Here is an 18,916-nt window from a genome sequence, read left to right as displayed (position 1 = left end):
CGCGGGGGGGCGGCCCGGGCCCGGGCCCGCGGGGGGGTTGTGTTTGCGATTTCGGATCACGCGGTGCATGTCCTGTATTGGGGGGGTGGCGGCCCCCCGGGCGCGCCGCCGGGGGCGGGCCCCCCCCACGGACGGTGGAGCATCAGGAGGAGGCGGTCGCCTGCTCGGTGGCGGCCTCGGCCGGGGCCGCCTCGACGGCAGCGGCGGCTTCGGTCGCGTCGGCGGCGGCGGTCTCGGAGCCGGCGAGCAGCTCCTTCTCCCACTCGGCCAGCGGCTCGTCCGCGGCGACGCCCGGCTCCGGCTTGGAGTCGGCCGAAGCACCGTTGCGGCTGGAACGCTGCATCAGACCGGCGGCCGCGGCCTCGGCGACGACCTTGGTCAGCAGCGCGGCCGAGCGGATCGCGTCGTCGTTGCCCGGGATCGGGTAGTCGACCTCGTCCGGGTCGCAGTTGGTGTCCAGGATCGCGACGACCGGGATGTTCAGCTTTCGAGCCTCGCCGACGGCGATGTGCTCCTTCTTCGTGTCGACGATCCACACCGCGCTCGGCACCTTCGCCATGTCGCGGATACCGCCGAGGGTCTTCTCGAGCTTGTCCTTCTCGCGGGTCAGCGTCAGGATCTCGCGCTTCGTGAGACCTTCGAAGCCACCGGTCTGCTCCCGCGCCTCGAGCTCCTTGAGGCGGAGGAGGCGCTTGTGCACGGTCTGGAAGTTGGTCAGCATGCCGCCGAGCCAGCGCTGGTTGACGTAGGGCATGCCCACGCGCGCGGCCTCGTTGGCGATGGCTTCCTGAGCCTGCTTCTTGGTGCCGACGAACATGATGGTGCCGCCGTGCGCGACGGTTTCCTTGATGAATTCGTACGCGCGGTCGATGTAGGTCAGCGTCTGCTGCAGGTCGATGATGTAGATGCCGTTGCGCTCGGTGAAGATGTAGCGCTTCATCTTCGGGTTCCACCGGCGGGTCTGGTGCCCGAAGTGCACGCCGCTGTCGAGCAGCTGCTTCATGGTGACGACGGCCATTGCCGGAATCACACCTCTTCTGTGTAGTGCGCGCTCGCGGTGCTGCCGCGGACGCGCTGCTCGGTTTGTCGCTCCCGGCCGGGTGGCCGTTCGCCCTGGTGCCCGTACCGGTGCCCGGACCCCGGGAGTAGAGGACCCCAGGGACCGCCGGACCCCGTGCGCCCGCCGGGCTGTTTCCAGACCGGGGAACGCGCACGTGCACGCGAAGTCAGCCCGCTGAAACGGACTGCGCAGAAGATTCTACCCCCTCCCACCACCCCCTCCCCCACCGGCGGCCACTGGGCGACGCAGTTGTCCACATCGCCTCCGGTTATCCACAGATTCGCGATCGGCCCCCCACGGACCGCCGCGCTGCCGCACGCTGGAGCCATGAAGTCGATCATGCAGGTCCGACGGTGGGTGCCGGGGTGGTTGCTGGGCACGAGTGCGCTGGTCATGGCGCTTTTCGGAGGGATGCTGACCGGAGGAGGCATGGGCGTTCGAGCCCCGGCAGCGGCGGCTTGGGGAGGCGAGCTGCCGGCGCCGACGGCGCTGGGGATAGACGTGGTTCGAACGGGTGATTACCGGCCACCGCGAGCGGTGCCCTGGACGGGCGGCCTGCCACCGCCGGCGCCGGGTTCACCGCCTCCGACGCCTGGGGCAGCCGGGCACCGGGCAAGCCGCCTGGCTTCAACAGCGCCGGGCTACCAGCTCACCAAGCGGACGCCGGCCAGGACTCGGCCAGGCAACTTGGCGGCGCTCCCGGCGGAGCCGGCCCGGCGCCAAGCAGCGGCGGCGGCTCCGTCAAGCAACCTCCTCCCATCCGCGGCGGAGCCGGCCCGGTGGCCGCTCCAGGCGACACCACCCGAGTCTCAGGCAAGTCGGCTCGCAACCACCGCACCCCTATCGTCGGTTCAGCGCGCAATCTCCCCTACGGCCGCGCCGGCGCCGACCGTGTCCCTCGAAACCGCACGGGCGCAGGCCGTTTCCCTCGAAGGTGCGCCGGGGAAGGCCATTTCCCTCGAGGCCGCGCAGGCGCCCACCGTGTCCCTCGAAACCGCGCAGGCGCCGACCGTGCCGTGGGCGCTCGCGCTCATGGCCGACCCGGCCTTGCCACCGCCCGTTGTGGCCGAACCCGGGGCAGACCGTTCCCTCACCACGCGGCAACCGAGGCTCTCCTGGCCTCTTTCACCCGTTCCGGTGATCATCAAGTATTTCGACGCCCCCGATACCCCCTTCGGCCCCGGCCATCGCGGAGTGGACCTGGCCGCCGCGCCCGGGCAGGACGTGCTGGCCGCCGATGCGGGCGTCGTCGTCTTCGCCGGTTCCGTGGGCGGACGACCCGTGCTCTCCGTCGACCACGATGGCGGGCTGCGGACCACTTACGAGCCCGTCGTGCCGAAAGTGGCCGTGGGCGAACAGGTCTACCGAGGCCAAGTGCTCGGTACCGTCCTCGCCGGGCATCCCGGCTGCACGGTCGCAGCGTGCCTGCACTGGGGCGTACGGCGCGGCGAGGAGTACATCGATCCACTCGCGCTGACCGGCGAGGTGGGCGAATACCGGCTCAAGCCGTGGGGAGGTGGTCGGTGATCAGGTGCCGGTCTGCTCGACCAGCTTGGCGCGCAGCCGCATGACGGCCCGCGTGTGCAGCTGGCTCACCCGCGACTCCGTGACCCCGAGAACCTTGCCGATCTCGGCGAGGGTCAGGCTTTCGAAGTAGTAGAGGCTGACCACGATCTTGTCCCGCTCGGTCAGCTGCGCGATCGCCTGGGCGAGCTGGCGGCGGTTGTCCTGGTCGACGAGCACCGCGACCGGGTCGACGGCGTCGTCGTCGGGCAGCGTGTCGACCAGGGAGCCGCTGTCCTTGCCCGCGGCCACCAGGTCCTCCAGCGCGACGACGCTGGTCAGCTGCAGCTGGCCGTAGAAGTCGCGCAGGTCGTCGAGGCCGATGCCGAGTTCGGCGGCGAGCTCCGCGTCGGTCGGGGTGCGGTGCAGGCGGGCGCCGAGGCGCTCCATCGCGCGCTCGGCCTCCTTGGCCTTGCTGCGCACCGCGCGCGGCACCCAGTCCTGCGAACGGAGGTCGTCGAGGATCGCGCCGCGGATGCGCTGCATCGCGTACGTCTCGAAGCGCAGGCCGCGCTCGGGGTCGAACTTCTCGATCGCGTCGACGAGCCCGAAGATGCCCGACTGCACGAGGTCACCGACGTCGATGTGGGTGGGCAGCCCGGTGCCGACCCGGCCGGCGACGTACTTGACGAGCGGGGCGTAGTGCAGCACGAGCCGATCGCGCGACGCCTGGTCCGGGCTGTCGGCGAACTGCTGCCACAGGGCCGCGATCCCGGCGTCCACGTCGTAGCCGACCCGGGTTTCCGCGGGCGCGGCAACCTCACCGTGAGTGGTCACTCCGGCGGCTTCGGTCACGTGCGGGCCTGCGGTCATTGCACAGTCGTTCTCGGCATGCGGCTCAGTGTCGTCTCCGTGCTCGTGCGGATGCGCGTGCGCCGCCGGGCCTGCTGGTGACGACCCCGGCGAGCCTCCCCGGACCGCCTCAGGCCCTGGGGTGCGCTCGGTCATGGATCGCTTTCAACCGGTCGACGGTCACATGAGTGTAGAGCTGCGTCGTGGCAAGCGTAGCGTGACCAAGCAGTTCCTGAACGCTCCTGAGATCGGCACCCCCTTCGAGCAGATGCGTCGCGGCGGAATGCCGCAGGCCGTGGGGCCCCATGTCGAGTGCTCCGGGCACCGCCGTGACGGCGTCGTGCACGACGCGCCGCACCGCACGCGGGTCCACGCGTTTGCCCCGGACACCGAGGAAAAGCGCGGCCTCGGCGCTCTCACCACCGCTTTCGGTGATGATCTTCGGCCGCCCCTCGTCGATCCAGTCCGCGAGCGCCTCCGCCGCCGGAACGCCGAACGGGACGACCCGTTCCTTGCCGCCCTTCCCCAGCACCGTCACGACACGACGGGAGAAGTCGGCCTCGCCGACGTCCAGCCCGCACAACTCGGACACGCGGATGCCGGTGGCGTAGAGCAGCTCGACGATCGCGCGATCACGCAGGGCGACGGGATCACGTTGCGCCGCGCCGGCGGCCGACGCCTGCATGACTTCCCCCGCCTGCCCGGCACGCAGCACCCCGGGCAGGGTGCGGTGCGCCCGCGGCGCCGCGAGCCGCCCGCCCGGGTCGGTGGCCAGGACGCCGGTGCGGTGCGCCCAGGCGGTGAACGTCCGCGCCGAAGCGGCCCGCCGGGCGAGCGTCGTCCGGCTCGCCCCACCGGACTGCTGGGCGGCGAGCCACGCGCGCAGCCGGGCGAGGTCCAGCTCCGCGACCTCGCTACCACCGTCCACGACGAACCCCAGCAGCGACACCGCATCGCCGACGTACGCCCGGACGGTGTGCGCGGACAGGCCGCGTTCGAGCCCGAGGTGCCGTTCGTAGGCGGTGACGACGGCCCGCACGGGCTCGGGCAACGCGGCCCGCAGCGCGCGCAGGTCGGGACGGCGGGCCCGTCCGGAGCGTGGTGGCGGCATGGCTGTCACGCTGCGCGAACAACCGCCTTCGGTCAAGGATCGCCACGCGGCCCCACCGGACCGGCCGAACGTCGTCGACCATTTCGCCCGGATTTCGTCGTGGTCACGCGCTTTCCTTCCGTCGTCGCCAGCCGGCTTCCCCGCGGACGGCGAATCCGTCGATTTCCAGTTCGGGCAGCAACGCCCGCACCCGCCGCAACGGGAGGCCGGATTCGGCCGCGACCTCGGCGTCGGACCGGTCGGCGCGCACGGCCAGTGCCTCGAAGGCGCGCAACGCGTCGGGCCCCAGCCGGTCGGTACGCCGTTTCGGCCGGCTCGAAACGGTGTCCTCGGCGAGGCCGAACCGTCCGACGGTCTCGAGAACTTCGTCGACGGTGGAGACCAGCGTCGCTTTGGCGTCGCGGATCAGTTCGTGACAGCCGATGGACATCCCCGACGAAACCGGTCCGGGCAGGGCCATCACCACCTTGCCGAGGGCGCCGGCGGTGCTCGCGGTGTTGCGGGCGCCGCTGCGCCGTCCCGCCTCGACCACCAGGGTGCCCTCGGTGAGGGCAGCGATGAGCCGGTTGCGGACGAGGAAGCGGTGCCGCGCCGGCGGGGTGCCGGGCGGGTACTCGCTGATGACAGCGCCGCCGGAGCCGGCGATCCGGTTCAGCAGCCCGATGTGCCCTGCCGGATAGCCGTTGTCGACGGCGCATCCCAACACCGCGACGGTGACGCCCTCGGCGGCGAGCGCGCCGCGATGGGCCGCGCCGTCGATGCCGTAGGCGGCCCCCGAGAACACGGGCACGCCCCGGCCGGCCAGGCCGTAGGCGAACTCGGCGGCGTGGTGTTCGCCGTAGTCGGTCGCGGCACGAGCGCCGACGATGGCCACGGCCCGATCGGCCGCGGTGCCGAGCGCAACCTCCCCGGCAACCCACAAGGCCAAGGGCGGCACGGCTTCGGCAACGCCTCGCCCGGCCGCTTGGTCCAGAACGAGCAGTGGCCAAGCGGGCCACTCGTCGTCCTCGGGCACGACCAGCCGAGCGCCGGCCGCTGCGGCTCGGGCGAAGTCCTGGCTGACGAGGTCGTAGTCCCGCCGCGCCTCGGTCACCTTGAGCACTTCGTCCGGGCAATCGCCCCGCCGGACCCGCGCGGCTGCCGCTATCGGCCCGTGTTCGGCAACAAACGCAACGAGGGCGGCGGCCGGCGGCTCGGCCACCCGCAGCAGGTACGCGCGAGCCCGCCGCAGCTCATCGGCACTCATGCCCCCACCCGCTTCCGAACGTTCACCATCGGCACCGGCTCGCAATCGCCGGCGAGTGCCACGCCAGCCGACGCCAGCTGCTCGAGCCCTCGATCCCGGAAAGCCACCAGCCCGAGCTCAGCGATGAAGGCGACCAGGGCGGGTGCCAGTGGCTGGGCGACCCGCAGCAGGGAGGGGCCGGCCAGCCGCAGCTTGTCGGGTCTCATGCCGCCACCTGCTCCCGAACAGCCAACATCGGACTCTCCGGCAAACGCGACGCCGACTGACGCCAACGGCTCGACCACCTGCTTCCGAAAAACGACCCGACCGCACTCGGAAACGAAGACCATGGCAAGCGTCGATGGCTGGGCGACCCGCAGCAGGGAGGGGCCGGCCAGCCGCAGCTTGTCGGGTCTCATGCCGCCACCTGCTCCCGAACAGCCAACATCGGACTCTCCGGCAAAGGCGACGCCGACCGACGCCGACGGCTCGACCACCTGCTCCCGAAAAACGACCCGACCGCACTCGCGGACGAAGACAATGGCGAGTCCTGGCGGCTCGGCCACCCGCAGCAGCGAGGCACAAGCCGGCCCCAGCTTGTCGGGGCTCATGGCGTCACCCTCTCCCGAATGGCCGTTATCGACGCCGGCTCGTGACCGCCGACTGACGCCACGCGAGTCGACGCCGGCGGCTTGACCGCCTGCTCCTGAATAGCGACCTGTCCGCGCTCGGAGACGATCATGACGGCCGCCGATGGCTCGACCGCCCGCTCTCGAAAAGCGAGGCCGCCCCAGCTCGGAGACAGAGACCATGGCGGGCGTCGGTGACTCGATCGGGCCCTCTCGAAAAGCGACCGGTCGCATTCGAAGACGACAGCGACCACGGCGGCCGCCGGTGGCTTGACCGCATGGCCTTGACGAACGACCCGCGTGAGCTCGGAGGCGACGACCATGACGGCCGCCGGTGGCTCGGCCATCCGCCGCCGGGAGGGGGTGGCCGGCCGTGGCTTGGCGGGGGTCATGCCGCCACTCGCTCTCGGAACGCCAGTGCTGCGCCGACTTGTTCGGGGCCCGGGCGGGGCTCGGCGTCCAGGTCGGCCAATGTCCAGGCTATTCGCAAGCAACGGTCGGCGCCTCGGCCGCTCAGGGCGCCTCTGTTCATGGCTCTGTCCAGCAGGGTCGTTGCGTTGGCCGGCAGGGCGAACTGACGACGGAGGGCTGGGCCGGGTACCTCCGAGTTGGACAGCCAGCCGTGTTCGCTCCAGCGGTGTGCCGCGCGCTCGCGAGCTGCGAAGACGCGCTGGCGCACCGCTTCCGATGGCTCCGCCGCGCCGGTGTCGTGCGCGCTGATCGCGGTCAGCGGGCGCAACCGGACCCTCAGGTCGACGCGATCGAGCAGCGGTCCGGAAAGCTTGGCGAGGTAGCGGCGGCGGGCACTCGGCGAGCAGACGCAGTCCGATTCCTTCGGCGGCGCGCACGCACACGGGTTGGTCGCGAGGACCAGCTGGAACCGCGCGGGGTAGGTGATCGATCCCTTGACCCGGGAAATGCGCACCTCGCCTTCTTCGAGGACCGTCCGGAGCGACTCGAGGCACTGCCCGCCGAATTCGCAGACCTCGTCGAGGAACAACACACCTCGGTGTGCCCGGCTGATCGCGCCCGGTGAAGCGATCCCGCTGCCTCCGCCGATCAGCGCCGGCAAGGAGATCGAGTAGTGCGGGGCGACGAACGGTGGGACGGTGACCAGCGGCGAGAACTTCGACAGCGAACCGTCGACCGAGTGGACCGCGGTGACCTCCAAGGACTCCTCCGGTGTCAGCTGCGGGAGGAGCCCGGGCAGCCGCTTCGCCAGCATCGTCTTGCCCACACCGGGCGGTCCGGTGAGAAGGAGGTGGTGACCACCCGCCGCGGCGACCTCCAGGGCCCAGCGGGCCTCCGGCTGGCCGACGACGTCCGCGAGATCCGGCACGTCCGGCGGTGTCGCCGGGCCCGGCGGCTCCGGGTGGGCCAGCTCGGCTTCGCGATTCAGCCAAGCCACGAAGTCCCGCAGGTGCGGCGCGCCCGCGACTTCGATGCCGTCCACGAGGGCCGCCTCGACGAGGGAGTCCGTCGGCACGACGGCTCGTCCGTAGCCGGCCGCCCGGGCCGCCAGCAGGCCCGGGAGGATGCCGCGGACCGCGCGGATCCGGCCGTCCAAGGCGAGCTCGCCGAGCAACACCGTGCCGAGCAGGCGGGTGGCCGGGACCGCCCCCGATGCCGCGAGCACCGCCGCGGCGATGCCCAGGTCGAAGGCGGACCCCATCTTGGGGAGGTTCGCCGGGGACAGACCCAGCGTGACCTTGCCGTCGGGCCAGGGCTGCCCGGAATTGCGGACGGCGGACCGGACGCGGTCCTTCGCCTCGCGCAACCCGGCGTCCGGCAGGCCCACGAGGGTGATCCGGCTCAGCCCGCCGCCGAGGTCGGCTTCGATCTCGATCACCCGGCCGTTGATGCCGAGCAGGCCCGCGGACCAGGCTTTGGCGATGGGCATCAGAACGCCGCCTCGATGTGCTGCAGCCGCGGCCGGGTGCCCGGTTCCGCGAGGATCGTGACCACGTCGTAGCGCACGGAACACCAGCCGAGGCGGAATTCGCGGAGCCAGCGTTGAGCGGCTCGGCGGACCCGGCCTGCTTTCTCTTCGGTAACCGTTTCCGTGGGGAGGCCGAATTCGGTGCCGGAGCGGGTTTTCACCTCGCAGACGATGATCCGGGTGCGGTCGGTGAAGACGAGGTCCAGCTCGCCTTCGCGGCAGCGCCAGTTGCGGGCCAACAGGACGAGGCCGCGGTCCCGGAGGTAGCCGAGGGCGATGTCCTCGCCCCAGGCACCCAGATCGCGGCGGTGTCTTGCGAGCTCGTCGGTGCCCGTCATCGTGTTCGCCCCCTCGTCGGTTCGCTCCCGTCACCGGGGCGGTCCCGGCGATCACGGTGCGTGTGCGTTCGACGATGCCAGCGGGCGGACGGGGTTCACCAGACCCGGATCGCGCAGCTGTGGACAACCGGGGTGTTGGGGACAACTGGTCCACGGATCGGGCTCGAACGATCCGGACTGTCGGTGGGGTGTGCTAGCGAACGAGGCCGCGAAAAAGAACCGCGCCGGCTCGTCCAGCGAGCCGGCGCGGCCGGTAGGTCGGTCGGAACCGGGACTAACCCGAGAACGGCCCGTCTTCGGGGAGGCGGAGGTCCGGCTTGTCCAGCTCCTCCACGTTGACGTCCTTGAACGTGATGACCCGGACGTGCTTGACGAAGCGGGCCGGGCGGTACATGTCCCAGACCCACGCGTCGGACATGCGGACCTCGAAGTACACCTCGCCGCCGCCGTCCCGGACCTGGACGTCCACCGCGTTCGCCAGGTAGAACCGCCGCTCGGTCTCCACCACGTACGAGAACTGGCCCACTATGTCGCGGTACTCGCGGTACAGCGAGAGCTCCATCTCGGTCTCGTACTTCTCGAGATCCTCTGCGCTCATGAAATCCGCGCCCCTCCTCGGGATCGTGCTGCTGCTCCGCCGGCGGAGCGTTCATTGTGACCCACACCCGCGGCCGGGGCATGCAGCGGCAGGCTGAGTTGTGGCTCTAATGCCTCGTCGAGGACCGCGGCCAGGCCGGCCGCGCCGGGCGTCTCCATGGCTTTTTCCAGCGCCGCGTACGTCAGCAGGACCGGCCGCGCCGGGCGCAGGCCGTGCTTGACGGCCACCGTGGCCACGTTCGTGTACGACCAGCGGTGGACGTCGCTGGGCCCGTGCTCCCGCAGCGCCGCCAGGTGGTCGGATGTGCTGTACCCCTTGTGCACGTCGAACCCGTAGTGCGGGAAGTCGTCGTGGTAGCCCGCCATGATGCGGTCTCGCGTCACCTTCGCCAGCACGGACGCGGCCGCGATGCAGGCCACCGACCGGTCGCCCTTGATGACCGCCGTGTTCGGAGCCGTCAGACCCGGGACGCGGAACCCGTCGGTGAGGACGTAACCCGGCTGCACGCGCAGGGCCGCCGCGGCGCGGCGCATACCCTCCAGGTTCATCACCCGGATGCCGTAGAGGTCGACCTCTTCGGTCGGGATGACGATCACCGAGTAGTCGACCGCCCGGGCGAGGACCAGGTCGTAGACCCGGTCCCGCGCCTTGGCCGTCATCATCTTCGAATCCGTCAGCTCGATCAGCTTCGCCGCGTCGCCCTGCTTCAGCACGCAGGCCGCGACCACCAGCGGCCCCGCGCACGCCCCGGCGCCGGCTTCGTCCACGCCGGCGACCGGGCCGAGGCCACGGCGGTCGAGTGCACCCTGCAGACCCCAGAAGAGGTCGCCGCGCACCACGGCTCGCGGTGGCCGGATCGGCTCGGCCGCCGTCAGGGGAACGGGAAGTGTCAAGGCTGGATCACCCGTCTGCCGGCAAAGGTCGGGTGGCTAGGGTTTCCGCCCGGCCGCCCGGCGCAGTCCGGACTTCAGCTTGCGCCCGAGGAACAGCGCCGGCCACGCCGCCGCGATCCCGGCACCCAGCGGGAGCCCGCTCTGCCAGGCCGGCGCACCCAGTGCCACCGGCTGCCCCGACGCCTGCGGGTTGTGGTCGGTGATCCCGCCCCACCGGCTCGGCGGCAGGACGATGATCCGCGCCTTGCCGATGATGTTGTCCACCGGGACCGCACCGTTCACGCCGCCGCCGCCCTGGAACCGCGAGTCGTCGGAGTTGTTGCGGTTGTCGCCCTGCACCCAGACCATCCCGGCCGGCACCTTGACCGGCTCGAAGGTCTTCTGCTCCTGGACCGACGGGTCTTCCCAGTGGATGTACGGCTCGTCGAGCGACTTGCCGTCCACGATCATGCGCCCCTGCTGGTCGCAGCACTGGACGGTCTGGCCGCCGACCGCGATCACCCGCTTGACGAAGTCGCGCTCGTCCGGCGGGGCGAACCCGACCAGCGAGCCGAGACCGCGCAGGCCCTGGACGACGATGTTGCTCGACTCCTGCGGGGCGATCTCGTTGTTGATCCACGCCTGCGGACCCTTGAACACGATCACGTCGCCCGGGGAGGGCTCGGTGAAGTCGTAGGTGACCCGGTCGACCAGGATCCGGTCGCCGGTGCACCCGGGACACCCGTGCAGGGTGGCCTCCATGGAGCCCGAAGGGATCATGAAGACCTTCGCGAGGAATGTCTGGATCAAGATCGTGAGCACCAGGGCGATCACGAGCAGGATCGGCAGTTCCTTCCAGAACGACCGTTTCTTGGCGGGCTTGGCTCGCCGCCGGGATCCCCCGCGCTCCTCGGAACGGGACAGCCTGGGCTTGTCCTCTTCGGAGCGATCGGGGTCATCCTCGGGAGCGTTCTGGGACACGGGTTCGGCCACGTCGTCAGGCTACCGGTAACCGGGTGGTGACTCAGTTAGCCGAAGCGGTCTCGCGGTTTTCGCGCCGCTCCTTGATCTTGGCCTTCTTGCCGCGCAGGTCGCGGAGGTAGTACAGCTTCGCGCGCCGCACGTCACCGCGCTTGTGCACCTCGATCTCGGCCAGGTTCGGCGAGTGCACCGGGAAGGTGCGCTCCACGCCGACGCCGAAGGAGACCTTGCGAACGGTGAAGGTCTCCCGGATGCCGCCGCCCTGACGGCGGATCACGACGCCCTGGAAGACCTGGTTGCGCTCGCGGTTGCCCTCGATGACGCGGACGTGCACCTTGAGCGTGTCGCCCGGGCGGAAGTCCGGGATGTCGGAACGCAGCGACTGCTTGTCCAGCGCGTCCAGGGTGTTCATCGGTGGTCCGTCCTCGTCTTCGGTATGGCTTGCGTACAGATCCCGGGCGCGCAACGGTGCCGCTGCGGGCGACCCGGGGGGCTGCTGACGGGCTCGTGGACGACGAGGTCCACTCACGCCAACCTGTCAAGTATTACAGACCGGGCCACCGGTCAAGTAACCGGCCCCTTGGCCTGCTCGGGGTCCAAGCCCTCCAGGACCCCGCGATCGTGCTTGTCGAGACTACCTTCCGGCAGCGCCGCCAGGAGATCGGGGCGGCGCCGGGCCGTGCGTTCGAGAGCCTGGTCACGCCGCCAGCGGTCGATCAGCGCGTGGTTGCCCGACCGCAGCACGTCCGGCACGGCCAGGTCCCGCCACACCTCCGGGCGCGTGTAGCTGGGCCCCTCGAGCAGGCCGTCGGAGAACGAGTCCTCGGCGGCCGAACGCGCGTTGCCGAGCACCCCGGGCAGCAGCCGGACGACGGCCTCGACGATGACCAGCACCGCCGCCTCGCCGCCGACCAGGACGTAGTCGCCGATCGACACCTCGTCGACCGGCATCCGGCGGGCCGCGTCGTCGACGACCCGCTGGTCGATGCCCTCGTAGCGGCCGCAGGCGAACACCAGGTGCTGCTCCGCCGCGTAGGCGTGCGCCAGCTCCTGGGTGAACGGCCGACCAGCCGGCGTCGGGACGACGAGCCGCGTTTCGGGCCGGCAGACGTCGTCCAGCGCCGGGCCCCAGATCTGGGGCTTCATGACCATGCCGGGGCCGCCGCCGTAGGGTGCGTCGTCGACCGCGCGGTGCACGTCGTGCGTCCAGTCGCGCAGGTCGTGCACGCCGACCTCGATGAGGCCGCGGTCGATCGCCCGGCCCAGCAGCGCGGCGCGCAGCGGGTCGAGGTACTCGGGGAAGATCGTGACGACGTCGATCCGCACGCGGTCACCACTTCCAGTACGCGGTGGCCTCGGCGTGCCACGCGCTCGGGACGTCCTGGTCGATCGCGAAGGCCATGCCGAGCCCCTTCGCGATCTTGATACTGCGGTGCAGCGTGCGCCGGATCGGCGATCCGGCGGGCAGGTCCTTGTCGTCCGACCAGGTCTCGGTCTGCGTGACGCAGGTCTGCGCACCGAACCGGGCGGAGCCGCAGGGGGCGGGCGCGCCCCAGGTCTGCTCGTGCCGGAACCGGAAGGGCCGGCCGCTGCCCTGCTCCGTGACGGTCCCGTCCGCGACCAGCCGGTAGTCCGACGACGGCACGTTCCAGCGCACATAGTGCTGCCGGCCGCCGTCCGAGGAGATCGGGGAGCAGGTGCTCCCCCGGCAGAACGACTCGCTCGTCACGCGCTCGGTGTAGTACGTGCCGTTGCCACCCCAGCCGTCGAGCAGGATCCAGTCACCCGATCGAATGAAATGTTCCGCGTACGACGGCGGCCAGGCGACCGGGTCGCCCCAGGAGATCTCGGACTCGGTGGCCGACTGCGGCGACCACGCCCACTGGAAGGCCTTCTCCCCCGGCGGGGCGTACTGACCGGCGCTGCGCTGGAACATCAGCGAAAAGTCGCCGTAGACGGCAGCCGCGGCCTGAGCCGGCGGAGCGAGGACGACGACGGCGAGCAAGGCCGCGAACGCGGCCGTCCGGCGCCTCATTCGTCCAGGAGCCCTTCCGGTGGGTCGAGCACGACCCGGCCGCCGGCGATGTCCACGGTCGGGACGATCGCGTGGACGAACGGCACGAGCACCTCGCGGCCCTCGACGTCGAGCTCGAGGAGCTCGCCCGCCGGTGAGTGGACGATCTCGACGACCTTGCCCACGACCGTGCCGTCGGTCAGCTCGGCCCGCAGACCGGCGAGCTCGTGGTCGTAGAACTCGTCGGGGTCCTCGGTCGGCGGCAGCGTGGCCGTGTCGGCCAGGAGCAGCGCGCCCCGCAGCGTCTCGGCGACGTCGCGGGTGAGGACCTCCTCGAAACGCACCAGCAGCCGCCCGCTGTGTTCGCGGGCGGCTGCGATGGTGAGTTCCCTCTTGCTGCCGTCACGCAGCTTCGTCGTGACGGCCGCACCGATCTTGAACCGCTGTTCGGGCGAGTCCGTGCGCACGTCCACCGCGAGTTCCCCGCGGATGCCGTGCGCCTTCGCGATGCGGCCGACTACGACGTCCATCCTGACCGTTTCCGTGAAGGCTCAGCGGTCGGTGTCGACGACGTCCACGCGGACGCCGCGGCCACCGATGCCACCCATGACGGTTCGCAGGGCGGTCGCCGTGCGACCGCCCCGGCCGATCACCTTGCCGAGGTCGTCGGGGTGCACGTGCACCTCGAGCGTGCGGCCACGGCGAGTGGTCAGCAGCTCGACCCGGACCTCGTCCGGGTTGTCGACGATCCCGCGCACCAGGTGCTCGAGGGAGTCCGCGAGGAAACTCACTCGGACTTCTCGCCCTCAGCGGCCTCCGCCTTCTCGGCCTCGGCCTTCTTCGGGGCGGATTTCTTCTTCGGCGTGGTGGCCTCGGTGGAGGGCTCCTCGCCGGCCGCGGCCAGCGCCGCGTTGAACAGGTCCTGCTTGGACGGCTTCGGCTCGGCCACCTTCAGGGTGCCCTCGGTGCCCGGCAGGCCCTTGAACTTCTGCCAGTCACCGGTGATCTCCAGCAGGCGCTGGACCGGCTCGGTCGGCAGCGCACCGACACCCAGCCAGTACTGGGCGCGCTCGGAGACGACCTCGATCAGGCTCGGCTCTTCCTTCGGGTGGTACTTGCCGATCGTCTCGATGGCCTTGCCGTCCCGGCGGGTGCGCGCGTCGGCAACGATGATGCGGTAGTACGGCGCACGGATCTTGCCGAGGCGCTGCAGCTTGATCTTGACGGCCACGGGTGTGGGTTCTCCTCGAATCTCTCTGGTGCTGGGCTGGGCGCACGCGGGCCGAGTGGGGACACGGACGCGGGCACCCGAAGGTCAGGAGCTTTCGCACGGTGAGAGGGTCCGGCGGAAGCAGGCAGTGCACCATTCTGCCAGACGGCGCTCCCGGGACCGGAAACAGGCCTAGAAAGAGGCCACCCCGAGCGCCCCGAGCAGGATGGTCAGCGCCGGCAGGAAGTTGTTGACCTGGTGCGCGACGATGCTACCCGGCAGGCGGCCGGTGACCAGCCGTACCAGGCCGATCGGCACCGCGATGACCAGCAGCAACGTCGTCCGCAGGGGCTCCAGGTGGCTGGCCGCGAACACCGCCGTCGACAGCAGGAAAGCGGCCACGCGGCCCCAGCGCTCGCTCCGCCACTGCAGCTGTTCGGCCGCGCCCCAGAGCAGGCCGCGGTAGATGATCTCCTCGCAGATCGGGCCGAGCAGCCAGAGGTAGACGAACATCACCAAGGCCGCCGACACCGACATCCGGCGGTCCTCGACCAGCGCGCTGATCGCCGACGTCGCGTTCGCGTCGCCGACCAGCCTCGTCCACAGATAGGCGGCGAGGGTGGTGAAGACGAGCCCGACGCAGCCGTACCGGAACCCGGTCTTCACGTCGGCCCAGCGCCACTCGAGCCGCAGGTCGGACAGCGGCCCGTTGCCGCGGACGAACGTGATCAGCACCGCGACGCCGGCCGCGATCATCGTCGGCAGCATCGTGCCGAGCAGCACGACGCGCATCGGCAGCGGCCCGGGGCCGGTGTTGCCGACGAGGACGGACACGAAGGCCGCGGACGCCAGCAGCACGCCCTCGACGAGCAGGAAGGCGCCGAAGCCCCACCGGTGCCGCGGCACCGGCGGCAGGAAGGCGGTCGCGGCGGCCTCCTCGGGTTCGGGGAACGGCGTCGCGTCGGGAGCCGGGTCCCGGGGCTGGGAAGTGGTCACGCCTTGCCCTCCGCGTCGCTCGGCTCCAGATGTCGAGCCTAGCGGCCGGGATGTGATCGCACAGTATCCGTCCAGCTACTGTCCATCGATCTTCGCAACGTTCAGTGTGCGACGAACAGCAGCACCGCGGGCGGCAGGTTGTTGGCCGCGTGCGCGATCACCCCGGCGCTGACCCGGCCCGAGAGGTACCGGGCCAGGCCCATCGCGATGCCCTGGCCGAACAGCGCGATGGTGCGGGTCGGCTCGCCGTGCAACTGGGCGAACACGAGCGAGGTGAGCACCAGCACCGCCCACGGCGGGACCCGGTGGAACCACAGCGCGTTCCACAGCGTGCCGCGGACCAGCAGTTCCTCGGTGATCGGCGCGCCGGCGATGACGATCACCGCCGCGAGCACCAGCCACACCGTGTCGCCGTCGAAGGTGTCGGCGAGGTCGGTCAGCGGGCTGTCGGAGACGTCGTCGGCGCCGTAGACCGCGATCAGCATCAGGTTGAGCAGGTAGCCGACGACCAGCGCGAGCACCCCGCACGCGAGGCCGATCCGGACGTCGCGCCAGGTCGGCACGAGGCCGAAGTCGGTGCGCAGGCCCTCCCCCCAGCGCCACGAGCCGGCCGCCGGGCCGAGGCCGAGCAGCAGGTTGGGCACGAACGCCAGGAGCAGCAGCGGGCCGATGTCGTGCAGCTCGAGAGGGTCGAACTCGCCGACGTTGCGGTTGACCGCCGCGGCGATGATCAAGTTGGCCAGGTAGTAGCCGGCGATGCCCGCGAAGAACGCCACGAAACACCAGTGCGCCCCGAGCACGCGCCGTGCGCCGTCGTCGTCCGTCACGCGTCCCACGCTAAAGTGCCGCCCCCGCAAGGAAATCGGCGGGGGTCTAGGCGTACACGACTCCACCGAGCACGATGTGCGAAGGATGCCGGAGGACGCCCAGGTCCTCGCGCGGATCGCTCGGGTACACGAGCAGGTCGGCGGGCGCGCCGTCGTCGAGGCCGGGGTGGCCGAGCCAGTCGCGGGCGCCCCAGGACGCGCTCGCGAGGGCCTGCTCGCGGGTCATGCCCGCGCGGTGGAGCGCCTCGATCTCGTCGACGAGCCTGCCGTGCTCGACCATGCCCCCGGCGTCGCTGCCCGCGAAGACGCGTACGCCGGCTTCGATGGCCGAAGCGACCATCTCGCCGACGCCGGCGTGCAACGCGCGCATGTGCGCCGCGTAGGCCGGGTACTTGCCCGCCTTGTCGGCGATGCCCGGGAAGTTCTCGATGTTGATCAGCGTCGGGACCAGCGCGACGTCGTGGCGCGCCAGCTCGGCCAGCTGGTCGGCGCTCAGGCCGGTGCCGTGTTCGAGGCAGTCGATGCCGGCCGCGATCAGCCCCGGCAACGCCGCTTCGCCGAACACGTGCGCGGTGACGCGGGCGCCGAGGTCGTGCGCCACCTTGACGGCTTCGGCCAGGACGTCGTCCGGCCACAGCGGCGCCAGGTCGCCCACGCCGCGGTCGATCCAGTCGCCGACGAGCTTGACCCAGCCGTCGCCGGCACGGGCCTGCTCGGCGACGGCCTCCGGCAGCTGGGCGGGGTCGTCCAGCTCGATGCCGAGGCCGGGGAGGTACCGCTTGGTGAGGGCGAGGTGCCGCCCGGCGCGGATGATCGCCGGCAGGTCCGCCCGCCGCTGCAGCGGCCGGACGTCGATGGGGAGGCCGCAGTCGCGGATGAGCAGCGTCCCGGCGTTCCGGTCGGTGATCGCCTGGTCGGCCGCCTCCTCGAGCGACACGGGGCCGCCGACGCCGATGCCGGGGTGGCAGTGCGCGTCGACCAGGCCGGGCACCAGGAAGACGTCCCGGCCGAGGCTCTCGGCGTCCTCCACCGGCTCGAACGAGATCCGGCCGCCGGTGATCCACAGCTCCCGCGGCTCGCCGCCGGGCAGGATCACCCCGGCGGCGTGCAGTGTCTTCTCCAAAGCGCGGCTCAATTGTCCTTGGGGTTCTTCGGCAGCTTGAACTTCGTCGGGTCGAAGCCCGGGACGTCGTTCATGCCGCCCAGCTGCGAGAGGTCGGGCATGCCGCCCGGCATCTGCCCGCCCGGGGGCAGCATCGGCATGCCGCCGGGGAAGCCGCCGCGGACCTTGGGCTGGGTCGGGCCGCGCCCGCCCTTCTTGCCCTTCTTGCCCTTGCGCTTGGAGCTGCCGCCCCCGCCGCCGAAGCCGAACCGGCCGGCCATCTGGGCCATCATCTTGCGGGCCTCGAAGAACCGGTTGACCAGGTCGTTGACCTCGCGGACGGTGACGCCGGAGCCGTTGGCGATGCGCAACCGCCGCGACCCGTTGATCATCTTCGGGTCTTCGCGCTCGGCCGGGGTCATGCCGCGGATGATCGCCTGCAGCTTGTCGAGGTGCTTGTCGTCGACCTGGGCCAGCTGGTCCTTCATCTGGCCGGCGCCCGGGAGCATGCCAAGCAGGTTGCCGATCGGGCCCATCTTGCGGACCGCGAGCATCTGCTCGAGGAAGTCCTCCAGGGTGAGCTGGCCGCTGGAGAGCTTCTCGGCGGCCTTCTCGGCCTGCTTCTGGTCGAAGGCCTGCTCGGCCTGCTCGATCAGGGTGAGCACGTCACCCATGCCGAGGATCCGCGACGCCATCCGGTCCGGGTGGAAGGTGTCGAAGTCCTCGAGCTTTTCGCCGTTGGAGGCGAAGAGGATCGGCTGGCCGGTGACCTCGCGGACGCTCAGCGCGGCACCACCGCGGGCGTCGCCGTCGAGCTTGGTGAGCACGACCCCGCTGAAGCCGACGCCGTCCTGGAACGCCTGCGCCGTGGTCACGGCGTCCTGGCCGATCATCGCGTCGACGACGAACAGGACCTCGTCCGGCTCGACCGCGTCGCGGATGTCGGCGGCCTGCTTCATCAGCTCTTCGTCGACACCCAGGCGGCCCGCGGTGTCGACCACGACGACGTCGTGCTGCGCGTGTTTGGCCTCGGCGATGGCGCGGCGGGCGACGTCGACCGGGTCGCCGACGCCGTTGCCCGGCTCGGGAGCGAACGTGACGACGCCGGCGCGCTCGCCGACGACCTGCAGCTGCGTGACGGCGTTCGGGCGCTGGAGGTCGCAGGCGACCAGCATCGGCGTGTGGCCCTGCTTCTTCAGCCACAGTGCGAGCTTGCCGGCCAGCGTCGTCTTACCGGCACCTTGCAGACCGGCGAGCATGATCACGGTCGGCGGGGTCTTGGCCAGGTTGAGCCGGCGCGTCTCGCCGCCGAGGATCCCGACGAGCTCCTCGTTGACGATCTTGATGACCTGCTGCGCGGGGTTGAGCGCCTGGGAGACCTCGGCGCCCTTCGCCCGCTCCTTGATCTTCGCGATGAAGGTCTTGACCACGCCGAGGGCGACGTCGGCCTCCAGCAGCGCGATGCGGATTTCGCGCGCGGTGGCGTCGATGTCGGCGTCGGACAGCTTGCCCTTGCGCGTGAGCGTCTGCAGGGCGGCGGTGAGCCGATCGGACAGGGTGTCGAACACGGGTGTGCACGCTCCAGCTGGGTCGATGGTGGCGCGCCGGACTCAGCCGGCCTTGTCGAGGGTAGTCGCTCCGGCTCTCTCCCTCGCGGGT

Annotated in this window: 21 protein-coding genes; 1 reads left to right on the top strand and 20 read right to left on the bottom strand. The window is 71.1% G+C overall.

The annotated features are described in order from the left end of the window. Positions 1-142: 142 nt before the first annotated feature. On the bottom strand, positions 143-1,018 hold the full coding sequence (rpsB, locus tag ISP_RS10525) for a 30S ribosomal protein S2 (protein WP_013223862.1): 876 nt from the start codon (positions 1,016-1,018) through the stop codon (positions 143-145). A gap of 933 nt (positions 1,019-1,951) precedes the next feature. Here rpsB and ISP_RS10520 point away from each other — a divergent pair. Continuing rightward, positions 1,952-2,587 carry a M23 family metallopeptidase gene (locus tag ISP_RS10520; RefSeq protein ID WP_013223861.1) on the top strand — a complete coding sequence of 212 codons (636 nt, stop codon included), beginning with the start codon at positions 1,952-1,954 and terminating at the stop codon, positions 2,585-2,587. On the opposite strand, the gene ISP_RS10515 is transcribed toward ISP_RS10520, so the two are convergent. From ISP_RS10515 to ffh, 19 genes are all read right to left on the bottom strand, one after another. Continuing rightward, positions 2,588-3,436: a FliA/WhiG family RNA polymerase sigma factor gene (locus ISP_RS10515; protein ID WP_013223860.1), complete on the bottom strand. Its 849-nt coding sequence runs from the start codon at positions 3,434-3,436 to the stop codon at positions 2,588-2,590. Between the two features lie 109 nt (positions 3,437-3,545). After that, the gene (locus ISP_RS10510; RefSeq protein ID WP_013223859.1) at positions 3,546-4,526 is read right to left on the bottom strand and encodes a tyrosine recombinase XerC; all 981 of its coding nucleotides are present in this window, start codon (positions 4,524-4,526) and stop codon (positions 3,546-3,548) included. A 103-nt stretch (positions 4,527-4,629) separates the two neighbouring features. After that, the gene (gene dprA, locus ISP_RS10505) at positions 4,630-5,772 is read right to left on the bottom strand and encodes a DNA-processing protein DprA (protein ID WP_176742183.1); all 1,143 of its coding nucleotides are present in this window, start codon (positions 5,770-5,772) and stop codon (positions 4,630-4,632) included. After that, positions 5,769-6,362 carry a hypothetical protein gene (locus ISP_RS10500; protein ID WP_014466737.1) on the bottom strand — a complete coding sequence of 198 codons (594 nt, stop codon included), beginning with the start codon at positions 6,360-6,362 and terminating at the stop codon, positions 5,769-5,771. The genes dprA and ISP_RS10500 overlap by 4 nt, the downstream gene beginning before the upstream one ends. Before the next feature lie 406 nt (positions 6,363-6,768). After that, entirely contained in the window at positions 6,769-8,280 is a 1,512-nt protein-coding gene (locus ISP_RS10495; RefSeq protein ID WP_013223857.1) for a YifB family Mg chelatase-like AAA ATPase, read from the bottom strand. After that, entirely contained in the window at positions 8,280-8,657 is a 378-nt protein-coding gene (locus ISP_RS10490; protein ID WP_013223856.1) for a YraN family protein, read from the bottom strand. The genes ISP_RS10495 and ISP_RS10490 overlap by 1 nt, the downstream gene beginning before the upstream one ends. 274 nt (positions 8,658-8,931) lie before the next feature. Then, positions 8,932-9,255 (bottom strand): DUF2469 domain-containing protein, encoded by a 324-nt coding sequence (locus ISP_RS10485; protein ID WP_003096226.1) that lies wholly within the window; start codon positions 9,253-9,255, stop codon positions 8,932-8,934. Beyond that, on the bottom strand, positions 9,252-10,094 hold the full coding sequence (locus ISP_RS10480) for a ribonuclease HII (protein WP_013223855.1): 843 nt from the start codon (positions 10,092-10,094) through the stop codon (positions 9,252-9,254). Before ISP_RS10480 ends, ISP_RS10485 begins: the two co-directional genes overlap by 4 nt. 90 nt (positions 10,095-10,184) lie before the next feature. Beyond that, positions 10,185-11,120, bottom strand: a complete 936-nt coding sequence (gene lepB / locus ISP_RS10475) for a signal peptidase I (RefSeq protein WP_013223854.1) — start codon at positions 11,118-11,120, stop codon at positions 10,185-10,187. 31 nt (positions 11,121-11,151) lie between these two features. Further along, positions 11,152-11,520, bottom strand: a complete 369-nt coding sequence (gene rplS, locus ISP_RS10470; RefSeq protein WP_013223853.1) for a 50S ribosomal protein L19 — start codon at positions 11,518-11,520, stop codon at positions 11,152-11,154. A 152-nt stretch (positions 11,521-11,672) separates the two neighbouring features. Then, entirely contained in the window at positions 11,673-12,434 is a 762-nt protein-coding gene (gene trmD / locus ISP_RS10465; RefSeq protein ID WP_013223852.1) for a tRNA (guanosine(37)-N1)-methyltransferase TrmD, read from the bottom strand. Positions 12,435-12,438: 4 nt separating this feature from the next. After that, complete coding sequence (locus ISP_RS10460; protein WP_013223851.1) at positions 12,439-13,143, bottom strand: hypothetical protein; 705 nt, start codon at positions 13,141-13,143, stop codon at positions 12,439-12,441. After that, on the bottom strand, positions 13,140-13,652 hold the full coding sequence (rimM, locus tag ISP_RS10455; protein ID WP_013223850.1) for a ribosome maturation factor RimM: 513 nt from the start codon (positions 13,650-13,652) through the stop codon (positions 13,140-13,142). Before rimM ends, ISP_RS10460 begins: the two co-directional genes overlap by 4 nt. Positions 13,653-13,673: 21 nt before the next feature. Beyond that, positions 13,674-13,913, bottom strand: a complete 240-nt coding sequence (locus ISP_RS10450) for an RNA-binding protein (protein ID WP_003103110.1) — start codon at positions 13,911-13,913, stop codon at positions 13,674-13,676. Next, on the bottom strand, positions 13,910-14,353 hold the full coding sequence (rpsP, locus tag ISP_RS10445) for a 30S ribosomal protein S16 (RefSeq protein WP_013223849.1): 444 nt from the start codon (positions 14,351-14,353) through the stop codon (positions 13,910-13,912). Before rpsP ends, ISP_RS10450 begins: the two co-directional genes overlap by 4 nt. 171 nt (positions 14,354-14,524) lie before the next feature. Further along, positions 14,525-15,328 (bottom strand): CPBP family intramembrane glutamic endopeptidase, encoded by an 804-nt coding sequence (locus tag ISP_RS10440; RefSeq protein WP_013223848.1) that lies wholly within the window; start codon positions 15,326-15,328, stop codon positions 14,525-14,527. A 101-nt stretch (positions 15,329-15,429) separates the two neighbouring features. Next, a complete protein-coding gene (locus tag ISP_RS10435; protein ID WP_013223847.1) occupies positions 15,430-16,155 on the bottom strand; it encodes a CPBP family intramembrane glutamic endopeptidase in 726 nt (241 codons plus the stop codon). Between the two features lie 46 nt (positions 16,156-16,201). Next, positions 16,202-17,278: an amidohydrolase family protein gene (locus ISP_RS10430; RefSeq protein WP_013223846.1), complete on the bottom strand. Its 1,077-nt coding sequence runs from the start codon at positions 17,276-17,278 to the stop codon at positions 16,202-16,204. 8 nt (positions 17,279-17,286) lie between these two features. After that, a complete protein-coding gene (gene ffh / locus ISP_RS10425; protein ID WP_013223845.1) occupies positions 17,287-18,825 on the bottom strand; it encodes a signal recognition particle protein in 1,539 nt (512 codons plus the stop codon). Positions 18,826-18,916 lie beyond the last annotated feature (91 nt).

It is taken from the genome of Amycolatopsis mediterranei (genome assembly GCF_026017845.1).
Classification (GTDB): Bacteria; Actinomycetota; Actinomycetes; order Mycobacteriales; family Pseudonocardiaceae; genus Amycolatopsis; species Amycolatopsis mediterranei.
This window is presented reverse-complemented; position numbering and strand designations above follow the sequence as displayed.